The organism is Steroidobacter gossypii, from assembly GCF_016801985.1.
In the GTDB taxonomy this organism is placed as follows: domain Bacteria; phylum Pseudomonadota; class Gammaproteobacteria; order Steroidobacterales; family Steroidobacteraceae; genus Steroidobacter; species Steroidobacter gossypii.
Window position 1 is genome coordinate 158,311 of sequence record NZ_JAEVLS010000009.1, and the last position, 16,232, is coordinate 174,542.

15 protein-coding genes, 1 tRNA gene and 1 pseudogene are annotated in these 16,232 nt (G+C 63.7%); 8 read left to right on the plus strand and 9 right to left on the minus strand.

Annotated elements, in window-relative coordinates; all coding sequences use genetic code 11:
* Window positions 1-148: 148 nt before the first annotated feature.
* Window positions 149-919 (minus strand): SDR family NAD(P)-dependent oxidoreductase, encoded by a 771-nt coding sequence (locus JM946_RS28755; protein ID WP_203170904.1) that lies wholly within the window; start codon window positions 917-919, stop codon window positions 149-151.
* 127 nt (window positions 920-1,046) lie between these two features.
* On the opposite strand from JM946_RS28755, the gene JM946_RS28760 reads away from it, so the two are divergent.
* Both JM946_RS28760 and JM946_RS28765 read left to right on the plus strand, forming a co-directional pair.
* Window positions 1,047-1,961 (plus strand): LysR family transcriptional regulator, encoded by a 915-nt coding sequence (locus JM946_RS28760; RefSeq protein ID WP_203170905.1) that lies wholly within the window; start codon window positions 1,047-1,049, stop codon window positions 1,959-1,961.
* 45 nt (window positions 1,962-2,006) lie between these two features.
* Complete coding sequence (locus tag JM946_RS28765; RefSeq protein WP_203170906.1) at window positions 2,007-2,447, plus strand: acyl-CoA thioesterase; 441 nt, start codon at window positions 2,007-2,009, stop codon at window positions 2,445-2,447.
* A gap of 57 nt (window positions 2,448-2,504) precedes the next feature.
* Here the strand turns inward: JM946_RS28765 and JM946_RS28770 are convergent, their stop codons facing one another.
* Window positions 2,505-2,927, minus strand: a complete 423-nt coding sequence (locus JM946_RS28770) for a DNA polymerase III subunit chi (protein WP_203170907.1) — start codon at window positions 2,925-2,927, stop codon at window positions 2,505-2,507.
* 14 nt (window positions 2,928-2,941) lie between these two features.
* The gene (locus JM946_RS28775; RefSeq protein ID WP_203170908.1) at window positions 2,942-4,429 is read right to left on the minus strand and encodes a leucyl aminopeptidase; all 1,488 of its coding nucleotides are present in this window, start codon (window positions 4,427-4,429) and stop codon (window positions 2,942-2,944) included.
* A 134-nt stretch (window positions 4,430-4,563) separates the two neighbouring features.
* On the opposite strand from JM946_RS28775, the gene lptF reads away from it, so the two are divergent.
* The 3 genes from lptF to JM946_RS28790 are packed head-to-tail and all read left to right on the plus strand — an operon-like array spanning window position 4,564 to window position 7,184.
* Window positions 4,564-5,655 (plus strand): LPS export ABC transporter permease LptF, encoded by a 1,092-nt coding sequence (gene lptF, locus JM946_RS28780; RefSeq protein ID WP_203170909.1) that lies wholly within the window; start codon window positions 4,564-4,566, stop codon window positions 5,653-5,655.
* Window positions 5,652-6,722, plus strand: coding sequence for an LPS export ABC transporter permease LptG (lptG, locus tag JM946_RS28785; RefSeq protein WP_203170910.1), 1,071 nt, complete (start codon window positions 5,652-5,654; stop codon window positions 6,720-6,722). The genes lptF and lptG overlap by 4 nt, the downstream gene beginning before the upstream one ends.
* A gap of 3 nt (window positions 6,723-6,725) precedes the next feature.
* Window positions 6,726-7,184, plus strand: coding sequence for an RDD family protein (locus JM946_RS28790; RefSeq protein WP_203170911.1), 459 nt, complete (start codon window positions 6,726-6,728; stop codon window positions 7,182-7,184).
* Window positions 7,185-7,231: 47 nt separating this feature from the next.
* On the opposite strand, the gene JM946_RS28795 is transcribed toward JM946_RS28790, so the two are convergent.
* The 6 genes and pseudogenes from JM946_RS28795 to JM946_RS28820 all read right to left on the minus strand — a co-directional run bounded on the left by JM946_RS28795 (window position 7,232) and on the right by JM946_RS28820 (window position 13,498).
* On the minus strand, window positions 7,232-8,392 hold the full coding sequence (locus JM946_RS28795) for a DUF4340 domain-containing protein (RefSeq protein WP_203170912.1): 1,161 nt from the start codon (window positions 8,390-8,392) through the stop codon (window positions 7,232-7,234).
* A 9-nt stretch (window positions 8,393-8,401) separates the two neighbouring features.
* Window positions 8,402-10,291, minus strand: a complete 1,890-nt coding sequence (locus JM946_RS28800) for a GldG family protein (protein ID WP_203170913.1) — start codon at window positions 10,289-10,291, stop codon at window positions 8,402-8,404.
* A gap of 1 nt (window position 10,292) precedes the next feature.
* Window positions 10,293-11,027 carry an ABC transporter permease subunit gene (locus JM946_RS28805; protein WP_203170914.1) on the minus strand — a complete coding sequence of 245 codons (735 nt, stop codon included), beginning with the start codon at window positions 11,025-11,027 and terminating at the stop codon, window positions 10,293-10,295.
* Window positions 11,028-11,098: 71 nt separating this feature from the next.
* Window positions 11,099-11,764 (minus strand): annotated as a pseudogene (locus tag JM946_RS28810) (ABC transporter ATP-binding protein); the annotation flags it as partial.
* Window positions 11,765-12,458: 694 nt separating this feature from the next.
* Window positions 12,459-13,265: a hypothetical protein gene (locus JM946_RS28815; RefSeq protein ID WP_203170916.1), complete on the minus strand. Its 807-nt coding sequence runs from the start codon at window positions 13,263-13,265 to the stop codon at window positions 12,459-12,461.
* 157 nt (window positions 13,266-13,422) lie between these two features.
* Window positions 13,423-13,498 (minus strand) — tRNA-Glu (locus tag JM946_RS28820).
* Between the two features lie 99 nt (window positions 13,499-13,597).
* On the opposite strand from JM946_RS28820, the gene pcnB reads away from it, so the two are divergent.
* Genes pcnB through JM946_RS28835 form a run of 3 tightly spaced genes read left to right on the plus strand, consistent with a single transcriptional unit; the run spans window position 13,598 to window position 16,175 of the window.
* Complete coding sequence (gene pcnB / locus JM946_RS28825; protein ID WP_203170917.1) at window positions 13,598-14,962, plus strand: polynucleotide adenylyltransferase PcnB; 1,365 nt, start codon at window positions 13,598-13,600, stop codon at window positions 14,960-14,962.
* Window positions 14,959-15,492, plus strand: a complete 534-nt coding sequence (gene folK / locus JM946_RS28830) for a 2-amino-4-hydroxy-6-hydroxymethyldihydropteridine diphosphokinase (protein ID WP_203170918.1) — start codon at window positions 14,959-14,961, stop codon at window positions 15,490-15,492. Before pcnB ends, folK begins: the two co-directional genes overlap by 4 nt.
* On the plus strand, window positions 15,489-16,175 hold the full coding sequence (locus JM946_RS28835) for a deoxynucleoside kinase (protein ID WP_230980059.1): 687 nt from the start codon (window positions 15,489-15,491) through the stop codon (window positions 16,173-16,175). Before folK ends, JM946_RS28835 begins: the two co-directional genes overlap by 4 nt.
* Window positions 16,176-16,232: the final 57 nt, after the last annotated feature.

The window sequence follows — 16,232 nt, forward strand, 5'->3', positions numbered from 1 at the left end:
GCCGGAAAGCGGAGAAATAGCGGGCAAGTATAGCCGCCATGCTCCAAATGCGGGGCTTGCCGCTGGCCGGACGCGGGCCGGCTGGCGCCGGCCGCGTGGACGTGATGGCTCGGTGGCGCGGCTGTCATTGCCGCCGCCCGGTGACCGACTACAGAAACATGCCGCCGGAGGCTTCGATGCGCTGGGCGTTGATCCAGCGGTTCTCCGGCGACAGCAGCGAGGCCACGACACCGCCGATGTCGTCGGGCAGGCCGACGCGGCCGAGCGCGGTTACCGAGGCGACGAAGTTGTTCAGTTCCTTGTTGTCGCGGACTGCGCCGCCGCCGAAGTCGGTCTCGATGGCGCCGGGGGCGACCACGTTCACCGCGATGCCTCGGCCACCGAGCTCCTTGGCTTGATAGCGAGTCAGCACCTCGATGGCGCCCTTCATGGCGGCGTACGCCGCATACCCGGGCAGCGCAAAGCGGGCCAGGCCCGAGGAAATGTTTACGATGCGGCCACCGTCGGCGAGCAGGGGCAACAGCTTCTGAGTCAGGAAAAACGGCCCTTTCAGGTGGATGTTCATGAGCTCATCGAACTGCGCTTCGGTGGTTTCGGCAAAGCTCGCATGCGCGCCGACGCCGGCGTTGTTCACCAGGAAATCGAAGCGTTCGCGCTGCCACTGATTCTTCAGCACGGCGCGCACCTGCTCGATGAATGCGTCGAAGGAGGAAGCGACGCTCACGTCGAGCTGCAGCGCTGCGGCTTGCCGGCCGGACTGCTCGATCTCGGCGACCACGGCTTCGGCTTCCTTCCGATTGCTCCGGTAGGTCAGCAGCACATCGATGCCGCGCCGGGCGGCCTGCAAGGCCATGTTCCTGCCGAGTCCGCGGCTGCCGCCGGTGATGATGGCGATGGGGGTGGTGGTCGGGTGGTTCATGGCTGCTCCTTGTGAGTGACATCGGCGGTTGAATGGGAGTCAGCTTATTGGTCGGTATCAAGTGGATAAATCAGGCAGATTTGAGTGTAGTGTTCGTATAATCTGAACAATCTCGGCGGGGACGCTCATGAACCAACTCGAAGCCATGCAGATCTTCGTCCGGGTGGCGGAGCTGGGCAGTTTCACTCGCGCGGCGGAAAGCCTCGGCATGCCCAAGGCCAGCATGTCCACAGCCGTGCAGCAGCTCGAAAGCGAATTCGGCACGCAGCTGCTGCATCGGACCACACGTAAGGTGCAGATGACCTTGGACGGGCGCGCCTGTTACGAGCGCTGCAAGGATCTGCTGGCGGACATGGATGAGCTGCGCTCGATGTTCCAGCACGGGCCGCAGTCGCTGCGTGGACGACTGCGCGTGGACATGCCGACGCTGGTCGCGCGCTCCACGGTCATTCCGAGTCTGCCGGCGTTTCTGAGTCAGCATCCCTTGTTACAGATCGAGCTCAGTTGCACCGATCGCAAAGTGGATCTGGTGCGGGAAGGCTTCGATTGCGTGATGCGGGTCGGCTCGGTGGAGGACCCCAGTGTGGTCGCGCGGCCGCTCGGGGCATATGACATCGGCAATTACGCCAGCCCCGAGTACGTGCGCGCGCATAGCATGCCGAGGACTGTCGAGGATCTCGCGCATCATCAGTTGATTCACTATGTCGGCACGCTGGGTGCGAAGTCGATGGGGTTCGAATATCACGATGGCGTCGCCTATCGCACCGTCGACATGCCGGGCGTCATCACCGTGAACAGCGCCGAGGCATATCAGGAAAGTTGCATCGCCGGGCTGGGCATCATCCAGGCGCCGAGGTCTGGCGTGCGACATCTGATCGAGCAGGGCCGGCTCGTGGAAGTCGCGCCCGATCTGCGCGCCGAGCCCATGCCGGTCTGGCTGGTGTATGCGCACCGGCGCAACCTCTCACGGCGCGTGCAGGTGTTCATGACCTGGATCGCGGAGCTGATGAAGCCGCATCTGATAGCTTTGCCCGGCGCCTGAGCGGCGCTGCGCTATTATTTTTCGATGGAAAGTCGAGGAGCGACCATGAGCCGGTTCCGTTATTACCTGCGCACGCGTTACAACGAATGCGACGCGCAGAAGGTCGTGTTCAACTCGCGCTACGGCGATTACACCGACTTGGCCACGGCCGAGTTCTTCCGCGCGCTCGGCTATGAGAAAGAAATGCAGACGGGTGAGCTCGACTTCCAGCTCGTGAAACAAACCACCGAATGGCGCGCTCCGGCCAGATACGACCAGGTGCTGGAGATCTCGGTGTCCACCAAACATCTCGGCAACACGTCATTCACGCTTGCGACAGAGTTTCGCCTTGCGGGAGATGAGCGGGTGATCGTCAACGTGGAGACGGTATATGTGCACGTGGATCACCACACCTTGACCAAATCGCCGCTGCCGCCGGCGTTGCGGGCTGCGATGGAGCGGGGCGCATCGAATGTAACGATCGATCACGCCGCGTACCTGGGCTGACGAGAGCGCGCACCGAACGCGCTTTGCGCAGCGGCGAGCCCGCGGCCTTCGACAATCTCAAAGGTTGTGCGACTCCAGCGTGCAGCCCTGTTCGCGATACACCTTGTATCTCTCCCGGGCGCTGCGCTTGCGTTCCGGATCGACGTCGACGATCTCGGCGATGCGCTCGTAGGCATTCACGTCGGCAGGCATGGCGTCCATCAGGTTGATGAGCAGCGAGCGATGTGACGCCGGCCCGATGTCCGAGCCGACCATCACCATCACTCGCTCATGCGCCGCCGCCTGGCCTCGATAGATTTCGTGAGGCAGGAAACTGCCGTCGCTGAACGTCCACAGCATGTCGTCGACTCGCTGCACATCCGGCGTCTGGATGTACACGTGACAACCCTGCTCCACGGCGCGCTCGGCCAGCCTGCACGCATAGCGCAGGCGGGCGTCGGGCGCTTCCGCAGACAGGACGTAGAAGTCCACGCGGCTCATGACGTAGCGATCGATTATTTCTTGTTGAGCAGATAATCGACCAGCAACGGCACCGGCCGGCCCGTGCTGCCCTTGTTGGCGCCGGCCTGATACGCGACGCCCGCAATGTCCAGGTGCGCCCAACGCAGGCCTTCGGCGAACTTGGCGAGGAAGCAGGCCGCGGTGATGGCGCCGCCTTCGCGACCGGCGACGTTGGCGAAGTCCGCGAAGTTGCTCTTCAACTGTTCGCTGTACTCCTCGCCGATAGGCATGTGCCACGCGCGATCGTCCGCACGATCGCCGGCAGCCTTGAGCTCCGCCGCCAGGTCGTCGTCGTTGCTGAACAGGCCCGCCAGATGATTGCCCAGCGCGATCACGCACGCGCCGGTGAGCGTGGCCAGATCGATCACCACGTCCGGCTTGTAGCGTCGCGAGTAGGTGATGGCGTCGCACAGGATCAAGCGGCCTTCCGCATCCGTGTTGAGCACTTCGATGGTCTGGCCCGACATGCTCTTGACGATGTCGCCCGGCTTGGTGGCCCGGCCGCTCGGCATGTTCTCGCACGCCGGCACCAGGCCGATCACGTTGATGGGCAGCTCGAGCTCGACCACCGCCTTCATGACGCCGAACACGCTCGCGCCGCCGCTCATGTCGAACTTCATTTCATCCATCGCCGCGGGCGGCTTGAGAGAAATGCCGCCGGTGTCGAACGTCACGGCCTTGCCGACCAGCACCGTCGGCGCCTCGCTGCGCGGTGCGCCGTAATACTCGAATACAATGAATGCCGCGGGCTCTTCGGTGCCGTTGGTCACCGACAGGAACGAGCCCATGCCCAGACGCTTGCATTCGGCTTCGTTCAACACGCGAACGTTGAGCTTCTTGTAATCCTTCGCCAGATTCTTGGCCGCGCGGGCCAGATAGCTCGGCGTGCAAACATTGGCGGGTTGATTGGCCAGATCGCGCATGAATGCCATGCCGCCGACGATGGCCTGACCATGCATCAAGCCACGCTCGGCCTGGCCCTTCTCGCCGCGCTCGGCAACCGCGATGCCGAACTTGATCAAGCTCGGCTTGGGACGCTTGTTGGCAGTCTTGTGATCGGGAATGCGGTAATGCGAAGCCGCGACGGCTTCGACCGCGATGCGCGCCTGCGAATAGGCGTCGGCGTCGGGTAGCTCGTCGAGGCCCAGATAGCTGATCGCATCTTTGGCGCCCGTCTTGGACAGCACGGCCAGGGCGCTCGCGAGCGCCTTGCGATACTGCTTGCGTTTGAAGCCGCTGCGATTGCCGAGACCGAGCACGATGACGCGCTCGACCGGCGCGCCACTTAAATCCGATAGCAGCACCGCATCACCTGTCTTGCCGCGCAGGTCGCCGCGCTTGACCAGCTTGGCGATGCGGCCGCCGATGCGGGCATCCAGATCCTCGGCCGCCGCGGACAGAACGCCCTTGTCGTACACGCCGACGATGGCGCAATCGGTGCGCTGACGAGAGGGGGAGGCAGTGCTGACAAAAAATTCCATGAACCTTCCTCGCACAAGGGCGCCAAAAAGACGGTAGTCTACTCCATTCCCGGCGCGGGGCCGCCGCGGAAACCATCCCCAGCTGCGGGAAAAAACCACTGCCGTAAACAACTGCGGAACGAGCCTTGCGGACCTTGGATCGATACCTCCTGAAGGAGGTGACGGAAACCTGGCTGGCGGTCACCGGCGTGCTGCTGGTCATCCTGCTGTCGAATCAGCTGGCCCGCGTGCTGTCGCAAGCGGCCGCCAACGATTTCCCGCGCAGCGTGGTGTTATCTCTGATCGGCCTGACCTCCGCCGGCTATCTCACCGTGATCGTGCCGATCGGCTTTTTTCTCGCCATCATGCTGGCGCTCGGGCGCATGTATCACGAAAGCGAGATGGCGGCGATCCAGTCGTGCGGCGTCGGGCCGTCGGGTTTGTATCGGCCGATCGGCTATCTGGCGGCGTTGATCACGGCGTTGCTGGTCTGGCTTTCATTCTGGGCCATTCCGCAGGCCTCCGCGCGCGCTCAGCAGATTCGCACCGAGGCCTTGCAGGATGCCCAGTTCGGGCTGCTCGAGCCGGGCAGGTTTCGCACCTTCGGCGGCGGCAACGTGGTGTTCTACGCCGAGCGGGTCGACGACAACGGCATCCTTCACAACGTGAACGTGTTCGTCGACCGTAGCCAGGAAGAGGAAAGCGAGGGCGAGCTGGAGATCTGGGTCGCGACGCGTGCCGAGCAGCGCGGCGCGGGGCAGGCCGATCAGATGTTCGTGCTGTACGACGGCGAACATTACAAGGGCGTGCCGGGTCGGGGCGACTGGCAGATCACTCAGTTCGCCGAGGGTGGCTATCCGATCCGGCTGGGCGAGATCAACGGCCGGGCCGGCAAGGCCGGCATGAAGCCGACCCGCGACTTGTTGCAATCCACCGACCCGCGCGATCGCGCCGAATTGCAGTGGCGGATCTCGACACCGGTGATGGCGCTGATCCTGATGTTGATCGCCGTGCCGCTCGCACGGCTTCGACCTCGCCAGGGACGCTTCGGCCGCATCGGCTTCGCCATCCTGGTCTATTTCCTGTATTCGCAACTGCTGGCCGCCGGCCGCGCCTGGATCGAAGGCGGCGCCGTTCCGGAATGGTTCGGCATGTCCTGGGTGCATGCGGTGGCCATCGGGCTGGGGCTCTGGTTGCTCTCGCGCGAAGCGCCGTTCAGAGCGCGCACCGTGACGGTGCCGGCATGACCTCGATCCTCTCCCGGTATGTGATCAAGGCCGTGCTGGGCAACACCGCGCTGGTGATGCTGGTGCTGCTGGCGTTGAGCGGTTTGTATCTATTCATCACCCAGCAGGACGACATCGGCGTGGGTACGTTCTCGGTCGAGGACGCCTTCATGTTCGTCGGCCTGACGTTGCCGAAATATGCGTTCGATCTGCTGCCCATCGCCGCGCTCATCGGCTCCTTGCTGGCGCTGGGCAATCTGGGGCGAACGCTGGAACTCGTGGTGGTGCGCGCCGCGGGTGTGTCGACCATGCGCATCGCGCTTTGGACCTTCATGGCCGGGCTCATTCTGATGATCTTCACCGCCGTGATCGGCGAGCTGGTTGCGCCGCCGATGGAGCAGTACGGCCGCAAGCTGAAGACATTCGCCAAGTTCAACGACTACAGCATGGCCGGCAACAACAGCGCCTGGGCCAAGGATGGGGACATGATGATCTCCGTACGCCAGCAGTCGGCGGACAATCGCTACGGCGGCGTGTACGTGTTCCACTTCGATGCGCAGCGCCGGTTGCGCAGCGTGGGTCACGCCAACAACGCCAGCATCGATGAGAACAACAAATGGCAGCTGGAGAATTACGTCGAGTCGAGCATCAACGACGAATTCGTCACGACGCGCAAGGAACCCGAAACGGAGCTGCAGACGCACCTGTCGCCGGAATTCCTGGGGCTCGCGGTGCTCGAGGCGGATGCGCTCACCGGGCGTGGCCTGCGCACCTACATTCAGCACTTGAGATCGAACGGGCTCGACTCACGCACTTATGAGACGGCGTTCTGGGCGAGGATTGCTCGCACGGTGGCTGTGTCCATCATCGTGGTGCTCGCCGTGCCGTTCGCATTCGGGCCGATGCGCTCGACCGGCACCGGTGCGCGCACCGTCGTCGGCATCATGATCGGCGTGGTGTTCTTCCTGCTGGCGAGGATGCTGGAAAGCGGTGGCGAAGTGTTCAACATGCCGCCGGTGATGGTCGCCTGGCTGCCTACGTTGTTGCTGGCGATCATTACCACCATCGCGGTGTCACGCGTTCGATGAATCATGACTGACGTTGCTTCGACAGATCGCCTGCCCAGCGCCGGCGTGCTGCGCCGCTTGGGCGCGATGTTCTACGACCTGCTGGCGATCCTGGCGCTGATGATGGTGGTCACAGCGGCGCTGTTGCCGATCACCGGCGGCGAGGCGATCACGAGCGATCGCTACGGCGCGTGGGAATACGCGTACCAGGCGTTGCTGGTGGCGATCGTCATCGCGTTCTTCGGTTTGTTCTGGACGCGTCGCGGCCAGACGCTCGGCATGCTGGCGTGGCGGCTGCGCGTGGAACGGGAGGACGGCAGCCTGCTGAGCTGGAGCGATGTGTTCAAACGACTTGCTGCCGCGACGGTGTCGCTGACGCTGGCGTTCGCGGGCTACCTGTGGATCTGGATCGATCGCGATCGGCAGGCCTGGCCGGATCGCTGGACGCGCACTCGCGTGGTGGTGCTGCCCAAGCGGGGCTGAACGGTGAACTCGGCCGCGCCGCACGACGCGGCCGAGTCGAACGCTGCTTATTTCTTGATCAGCTCGTCCACGGGTTTGAAGATCGACTCGTACTTCCAGGCCGGGATCTCATAAACCCAGCCGGTGAGCTGCGCGTTGGCCTTGCTCGCTTCTTCCTCGACGTTGCGAGCCGCGGGCTTGGCGGTCTCCTCGGCCGGCTTGTCGGCCGCAGGCGGTGCGCCTTCGGTGCCTTTGTCGGCAGCGTCTTTGTCCTCCGCGGCTTTGTCGCCTTCCGCCGCGGCGTCCTTCTTCTCGGTCTCCGCGGTCGCCACTTTGAATTTCTCGGCGAGCGCGGCATCGTAAGAAGTCTTCAAAGCGACGTAGTGTTTGTCGTCCTTCTTCCAGCCGGTCAGTTCCGTCACCAACCCGTCGAATGTACGGATGGTGGTCGTGGCGCTCGGCTTGTCGGTGACGGCGCTCGCGGGCTGAACGTCGCTGAGCTGCAGGCCCGACAGCGCGCTCGCGAAACTGTCGGCGGCGGAGGGGGAGCTCAGCTCCTTGCCTTTCGGTAGGCCTTCGACGGTGAAGTCCGCATCAGCGCGCGTTTTCTTCACCGCGGAGTAGGGCTTCGCCGTGCCGACGCGCACTTCAGCCGACTGCACCCGATCTGCGGAGACATCGATGATTTCCTTGCGCAGCCATTGATCGGCCGAGGCGGAGGTGTCGATGCTCTTGTTGATCTGCCAGCTCTTCGGCTCGCCGGCGCGGCGCACGTAATGTGATTGAGCGCCGGAGGCTTGCTTGCCGACGATGAGCTTCACCGGCTGCTTGGGCCCGTCGAGCTCGAGCTGCATGCCACCGGCCGCCGCGTCGCTCACATCCTCCACGCCCAGCGTTTTATAACTTTCGGGATTGGAGGTTTTTTCTTCGACCAGCTTGGCTTCAGCCACGCTGCTGATGAGCTTGCGCAGCTTGGCGTCGTCCGCCGGATAGTTGTTGCGCTCGGTAACGGTCCAGCCGGCTTCGCCACGCTTCAACTCAACCGCCGGCGTGCCGCCCGCCTTGACGATGCGCACGGTGGTCACTGCATCGAGCTGTTTGCTCAGCTCCGGATACAGCAGCGCCGATTCTTGCGCCGGCGAGGATGTTTGCCGGCCCGCCAGCCAGATGCCGGCGACCACGGCGATGACTGCAACCAGTCCCAGGATGGAAAGATTTCGCGAAGTCATGAGCTAACCTCAACCCGTGTGAGCCGCGGCGCGGCCGGCGCGCAGCCGGCGACGACGCATGATTTCCAGGAAGATGGCGCCGAGCGCCAACAGCGACGGCACCAGTGCGATGTTGATCGCTTTGAGCCGCGTGCCGAGCGCTTCGATCTCCACGTCGAGGCTGCGACGCGTCTCGCGCAGTTCCTTACGAATGCGCACGCGCTGCTGCTGGAAGCGCTCGAGCTCGGCCTGCTGTTCGGGCGAGAGCGACAGCGAGCCCGGATCGCCGCTCGCCGATTCCAGCGCGGTCAGCTTCTGTTCGGTCTCGCGCAGCTCCTGGTCCAGCTCCTTCTCCTTGGCGCGCAGCTGATCGCCCGCCTGGCGACGCAGCTCTTCGACCTTGGTGAACGGACGGAAGAAGCTCTGCCGGCCGCGCACGCTGATCAGATCGGCGCTGCCCGCGAGGTTGTCGACCGAGTTGGCGAGGAAATCGCCGTTGTTGGCCCAGGCCACGGCGAAACGCTGGCCGAACACGTTCTGGGTGCGCACCCACAGCGGATCGGCGAGCACGTCGGCGTCGGCCACCAGGATGATGTTGGCGTCTTCCTTCGACTCGGTGAGATGCTCGCCGGCGGCGCCTTCGGCGTTCGGCTTGCCGTTCGGGAACGCGGATTTCAACTTGCCATGAATGCGGGCCGCGATGGTGTAGCGCTCGCCGGTGGGCGTGAAGCCCTCGAGCAGCGACTCGCTGTCCGGCAGGAACATCAGCTTCGAGGCGGGCAACAGCGCCGCGTTGGCGCTCGACTGGATCAGCGGCTCGAACTCGATGGTCGCGCCTTCCTTCTTGGACAGCGCGCCGGCGGTCATCACGTTGATGGTGTCGAGCGCCGAGACCGTCACGTCCTTCGGATTCATGCTGTCACGATTCAAGCCGATGATGGCGATGTGCTGCGAAGGCGCCTGGCCCTGGCGCAGCGACACGGTCAGACCCAGCTCGCGATCGCCGACGATCTGAGTGGTGTCGAACTGCACGCCCCACGCATCGAGCAGCGGGCCGAGCGTGGAGGAGCGGTTGCCCATCGGCGGCATGCCCGGCTGCGCGCCGGCGTTGTCGTTCTCCGACTGCGGATCCATGAAAGCGATCAGCTTGCCGCCACGCATGACGAACTGATCGATGGCGTACTGCGCCTGCGGGCTCAGATCCTTCGGATGCACCAGCATCAGCACGCCGATGTCCTCGGGGATGGGATTGCCGTCGGCTTGCAGCGTGCGCACTTCGAGCGTCTCGCGCAGTTGCTGGATGCTGGCCCAGCCCGGCGCCATCTGGCCGCTCATCTGATCGAAGCGCGCATCCACCGGCAGGCTCGAGATCAAGCCGACGTTGGCGCGCTTGGCGTTGCTCAGACGATAGATCAAGCTCGCGACGTCGTATTCCAGGAACTCTTCCTTATCGGGCTGGAACAGACCGATGATCTCGCGACCGTCGGTGGAGTTGGTGCCGGCCAGGCCGAAGTACACCGGCTCGCCGCCCGGCGTGAGCGACACGGGCGAGATGCCGAACTCACCGGCGCGATCTTCCTCTTCCGAGAACGGCTTCGGATCGATCACGCTCAGGCGCAGCTTGCCGTCGGAGTGCTGGGTCATCTCCTCCAGCAGCTCTCGAACGCGTTGCGCATAGGCGCGCAGCTGCGGCGACTGCGCGCTCGCCTCCTGGGAGAAGAAGAAATACAGGTTCACCGGCTCCGTGAGCGAGCTGACGATCTTCTCGGTGCCCGGCGCGAGCGAATAGAGCTTGCTCTCGGTGAGATCGATGCGTGCCCCTCGCAGCACGAACGTGATGAGGATGGTCACGCCGATGAATAACAAGGCGAGCGCCACGAGCGCGGTCGCGCCATAGGTCTTGCGTGTAGCTGTAGTCATGTCAGTCGGCCTTCTTCATGTCGAGCACGATGGCGTTGGCGGCGAGCCACACACCGATCACGGTCGCGAAATACAACAGGTCGCGCAGATCGATCACGCCTTTGGAGATGGACTGGAAGTGCGTCAGGAACGACAGCGAGGCAATCGCATCGACCACCGGCTGCGGCGCCCAGCCTTCGAACAACGCCAGCACCACCGGAAAGCCCGACAGCAGAAACGCGAAGCAGATGCCGATGGTGAAGATGAAGGCGATCACTTGATTGCGAGTGGCGGCCGACAGGCACGCGCCGATCGCGAGGAAGCCGCCCGCCATCAGCAGGCTGCCGATGTAGGCGGCGAAGATCGCGCCGTTGTCCGGATCGCCCAGGTAGTTGACCGTGATCCACATCGGAAAGGTCAGCGCCAGCGCTACGCCGGCGAACGCCCAGGCGGCTAGAAACTTGCCGATCACCGCCTGCCAGGTGGTGACGGGCAGCGTCATCAGCAGCTCGATGCTGCCGGACTTGCGCTCTTCGGCCCACAGCCGCATCGAGATCGCCGGGATCAGGAACAGATACAGCCACGGGTGGTAGCTGAAGAACGGCGCGAGGTCCGACTGGCCGCGGTCGTAGAAATTGCCGAACTGGAACGCGAAGGCCGCGGCCAGCACCAGGAAGAACACGATGAAGACCAGCGCGAGCGGCGTGGCGAAGTAGCTGCCGAACTCGCGGCGGAAGATGGTGGAGATGTTATGCATGGCGCACCTTACGCTGCGTTCTTCTGGCCGGTGGTGATTTCCCGGAACACGTCGTCGAGCCGGCCGCTCGGCGCGCGCGCCGCCAGTTCCTTGGGCGTGGCGTCCGCCAGCAGTCTGCCGCCGGCGATGATGATCGCGCGGTTACACACCGCATCCACCTCTTCGAGGATGTGGGTGGAGATCACGATGATCTTGTCCTTGGCCATGTCGTTGATGAGGGTGCGCACGTGGTGCTTCTGGTTCGGGTCGAGACCGTCGGTGGGCTCGTCGAGGATCAGCACCTGCGGATCGTGCAGCAGCGACTGCGCCAGCCCGACGCGGCGTTTGAAGCCCTTGGAAAGCGTTTCGATCATTTGCTCCAGCACGCTGCCGAGTTGCAGTCGGCCGACCACGTCGTCGAGGCGGGCGCGACGGCGGTCGCCGGTGAGTCCGCGCACATTCGCGATGAACTCGAGAAAGCCGCGCACGGTCATCTCGCCGTAACTGGGCGCGCCTTCGGGCAGATAGCCCATCACGGCCTTGGCCGCGAGCGGATCGTTCTCCACGTCGTGGCCGCAGACGCTGATGCTGCCCGAAGTGGGCGTGAGAAAGCCGGTGATCATCTTCATGGTGGTCGACTTGCCGGCGCCGTTCGGGCCGAGGAAGCCGAGCACTTCGCCCGGGCGGACCGTGAAGGAGATGTCGTTGACGGCAGTCAGCGCGCCGTAGCGTTTCGAGAGGTTTTTGATCTCAATCATGCGAGGGCCCCGTTTGCCAACGTGTGCAAAGTGACAATGGTTGTAGTGAGGTCGGATGGTCCATGCTCGACAATCGGCCTACTAAAATTTTTCCCTTCAGACTGCGTCGGCTGCCTCGGGTTCCTGCGCGGACCGGCCAGGCGCCTCGTGGGCGGGGCGCCTCGTTGGAGTTATCGCGAGCGCGCGACGCAAAGAGGCCGGCGATTTTTTCGAGACCCGCCGCGATTTTCAAGTCGCGGCCGGAATCGCCGGCATGACGATCTCGTAATGAACGACTCGTAATGAAGGATGGCGAGCGTGGGCTGAACTAATTCCCGCGGCGCGGTCCAACTCACCTGCAAGACGGTGACGGGCTCGCGCAAGTGTGAACGGTACCGGTTTGTTGGAATTTTTGCAGCGCGGTAGTTGTGTTGCAGTGCGATCTAGGGTATCTTTGGCATCGCAAAATAAATGCGATAAATGATCCACGGCGCGCAGCGCGCCAGGTTCATCGACTCGAAACGACGGCCCTTGAAAGCCGGTAAAGAGTCCGCAGTTAGGTTGCAACGAATTTGTAAACCACGCCTGAGACAATGGCGCGGTTGGTAGAATCCCCCTGTTGGCCGGATCGCTTTAATTAGTATCCGGCCTCTTTTTTTGTCCGCGATTTTGTCGCCCAGGCGGTCACCGCCGTTCAGTCGGGGATTCGAGTGATTCAGACCTGCGCAGCTTTCTCTATCTCGGCCTTGTGAGCGCGCAATACCTTCCTGATTTCCGCCGCCGAGGGCCGCTCGGCAATGCGGGCAATCAACTCCGCCAGTTCGTGCCAGGGCTTGCCCCATTTCAGCAGGCGCACCGCGTCCGCGATGATCTTGCCTTTCAGATCGGTGGGCGGCGCGAGCTTCGGGGTCTCGGCGGGCGCAGCCGGACGAGACGGTTTGGCAGGCTGAACGGCGGCCGGATTGATCTTGGGCGCGGGTCGATTGGAGGGAATCGAGCGGGCAGGCACGGCCACCGGCGCGATCAGTTCCTCCGTCGAAAGCGCGTCGCTTGGCTCCAGCAGCGGCACCTCGTCCGGCTTGATCCGAACGGCTTTGAGCTGCGGCATTTCGCGCGTGGGTTCTTCGGCCGCCGCGCGCGGGCGCGGGCCTGCGCGAATCACGGTCGGCGCCTCCACGGTCTGGCTCGTGCCTGCGGCGGCATCGGCCTTGGCCGGATCGGCGAGCGGAATGAAGCGCTGAATGTGCTGAATGCCGACCAGGTTGGCCAGAAACGCCATCAGCTCCAGCGACTCGGAGAACTTGCTGTCCCCCATGGCCTGGCGGGTCTCGCAGTGCTGTTTCAGCTCCAGCACCTTCTGCCGCGCCACTTCGAGCACCCAGCGGGTCGGCCGGTCGTGCTTCTGCCAGGGCTGCACGCGCGCGTAAGCGGCGTCACTCAGCTCGACGTACTGCAGATGCAGGTCGATGCTGGTGAGCCACTTATCGATCAGCTCGGTGATGCGGCGGTCCGCTGGCGTCATGTCCACTCCGGGTGAGGTGGGCGCATTATGCACAAGGAGTCCGCGCGGACGGGCTGAATGCCCCGCAGCACTGCGCGTTTCTGTGCGCTGTTACCGATTGTCGCGACCTGACGCCGGCCGATCGCCGCGTGCCAGGAAACCCGACGCGAAGAAGGGGTGGCGCTCCCACGGGGATTCGAACCCCGGTTTAGGCCTTGAGAGGGCCCCGTCCTAGGCCTCTAGACGATGGGAGCGTATTAGAAGGCTGGCACGATGTGCCGAGAAGACGCGGTATTATACGGGCCGTTTTTTGCCACTCAAGTTTTTAAGTTCCGACGGACGGTTCGCTGCTATTGAACGATAACAATTTCCCCGCCGAGATCATCGATGAGGCGAGCGCTCCCCACGTCGTGGCGCGCGAACACCACCCGATCTCGCGCGCCAACATCTCCTCGAATGCGCTGAAGGTCCTGTACCGGCTCAAGGAGGCCGGTTACCAGGCGTTTCTGGTGGGTGGCGCCGTGCGCGACCTGCTGCTGGGCCTGCAGCCCAAGGATTTCGACGTCGCCACCAACGCGCATCCCGACCAGGTGAAGCAACTGTTTCGCAATTGCCGCCTGATCGGCCGGCGCTTCCACCTGGCGCATGTGCGCTTCGGCTACGAGATCATCGAAGTCGCCACGTTCCGCGCGGCCCATACGACCATCGATGAGGACAACAGCGTCGATGAAGCCGGGCATCGCGTGCTCGATGAGCGCGGCCGCATCCTGCGCGACAATCTGTACGGCACCATCGAAGAAGATGTGTGGCGGCGGGATTTCACCGCCAATGCGCTCTACTACAACATCAGCGACTTCTCGGTTTGGGATTACGTCGGCGGTTATGAAGACGCGCAGGCGCGCGTGCTGCGTCTGATTGGCGATCCGGAAACGCGCTATCGCGAAGATCCCGTGCGCATGTTGCGCGCGGTTCGATTCGCGGCGAAGCTCAACTTCGGCATTCACATCGATACGGCGACGCCGATTCCGAAGCTTGCGTGGATGCTCGACGGAGTGCCGCCGGCGCGGCTGTTCGATGAAGTGAACAAGATGTTTCTCGCCGGCTATGCAATCCGCTCGTTCGAGCTGCTGTGGGACCTGGGTCTGCTCGAGCATCTGTTCCCCGATCTGGCCGCGGCCCTGAACGCGGATCGAAACAGCCTGGCCGCGCGCGTGTTGCGATTGGGTTTGGAAGGAACCGATGAGCGCGTGCGCGCCGACAAGTCGGTCACGCCGACCTTTCTGTTCGCCGTGTTGCTGTGGCCGTCCATTCAGCAGGCGTTTGCCAAATTGAAGCCGGAGCAGGGCGCGGATCTGCAAGCGCTGCTGGCGGCTTGCGATCAGGTGACGGCGCGTCAGCAGGCGCGAGTGGCGGTACCGAAGCGTTTTACCTTGCCGCTGCGGGAGATCGTGGGTCTGCAGCCGCGCTTTGCGTATCGCGAAGGCCGCCGGGCGTTGCGTCTGCTCGATCATCCGCGATTCCGCGCAGCCTATGATTTTCTTCTGCTGCGTGCGGCCGCTGGCGAAGTCGATCAAGAGCTCGCGCAGTGGTGGACGGACATTCAGACGATGTCGGTCGAGCAGCGCACGGCCATGGTCGAACAAGGCGGCAGTGGTGCGCCCGAAGGCGGGCAGCGTCGCCGCCGTCGTCGACGCCGTCCCCGGCCGCCCGCTGCTTGAACGCCAGCACTTTCACAGCGTCCGCAGTGTGGTTTCCGGCGTATGTCGCACTCGGCAGCAATCTAGATCAGCCGTGCGTGCAGATCGAGCTTGCGTTCGCAGCGCTTGCGCGCCTGACGAAGTGCCGCCTCGTCGCGCGTTCCCTTCTGTATCGGACGCAGCCGCTCGGCCCACAGGATCAACCTGAATTCGTCAATGCCGCGGCAGGTCTGTTAACGCAGCTGACGGCGCGCGAGCTGTTGATGGAGTTGAAAAGACTGGAGCGCGCATTGGGTCGCGAGCTGCCGGTGGTGCGCTGGGGCCCGCGACGGATCGATCTCGATTTGCTGGTCTATGCCGATGCGCAGATTTCGGAAAGCGATCTGACGGTGCCGCATCGTGGTCTGCCTGAGCGCAACTTCGTCCTGTATCCTTTGCGGGATATCGCCCCCGAGCTGCTCGTTCCCGGTCACGGGCGTGTCCGGCAGCTTGCGGCGCGCGTCGGAGGCGCCGGCTTGGCGCCGCTCGCCGACGCTCCAGGCGTTCAATGAACAATCCAGCGGTGGACATGACCGAGCAGTCTCTCATTCCAACGCCGCATCGCTTGATCGTGGTCGAAGGACCGATCGGCGTCGGCAAGACCAGTCTCGCCCGACGGCTGGCGCGCAGCTTCGGCAGCGAGCTGATCCTGGAGCAGGCCGACGAGAATCCGTTCCTCGAGCGTTTCTACAAGAACCCGCGTTCGGCCGCGCTGCAGACCCAATTGTTCTTTTTATTCCAGCGTACGCGCCAGCTCGAGGACATCCGCCAGCACGACCTGTTCGACACGGTGCGCGTCGCCGACTATCTGCTCGATAAGGACAGGCTGTTCGCGCAACTGACGCTGGATGAAGAAGAGTTCTCGCTCTACGAGCAGGTCTACGCACGGCTCGCCGTCGATGCGCCTGCGCCGGATCTGGTGATCTATCTGCAAGCGCCGGTCGATGTTCTGCGCGAGCGCATCGAGCGGCGCGGGATCAAGTACGAGCAGAACATCGAGAGGAACTATCTCGAGCGCCTGCAGGAAACGTACGCACGATTCTTCCACGAATACGACGCCTCGCCGCTGTTGATCGTGAACGCCGCCCAGGCGGACTTCGTCAACAACGATCACGACTATGGGCAGTTGCTGGAGCAGGTGATTCGCACCCGTCGCGGCCGGCACTATTACAACCCCCTGACGAGCGCCGTCTGACGCCCGCGGTGTGGGTCCCGCCGGGCGGATTCTTGACCTGACGCGACAGTCGGCGTA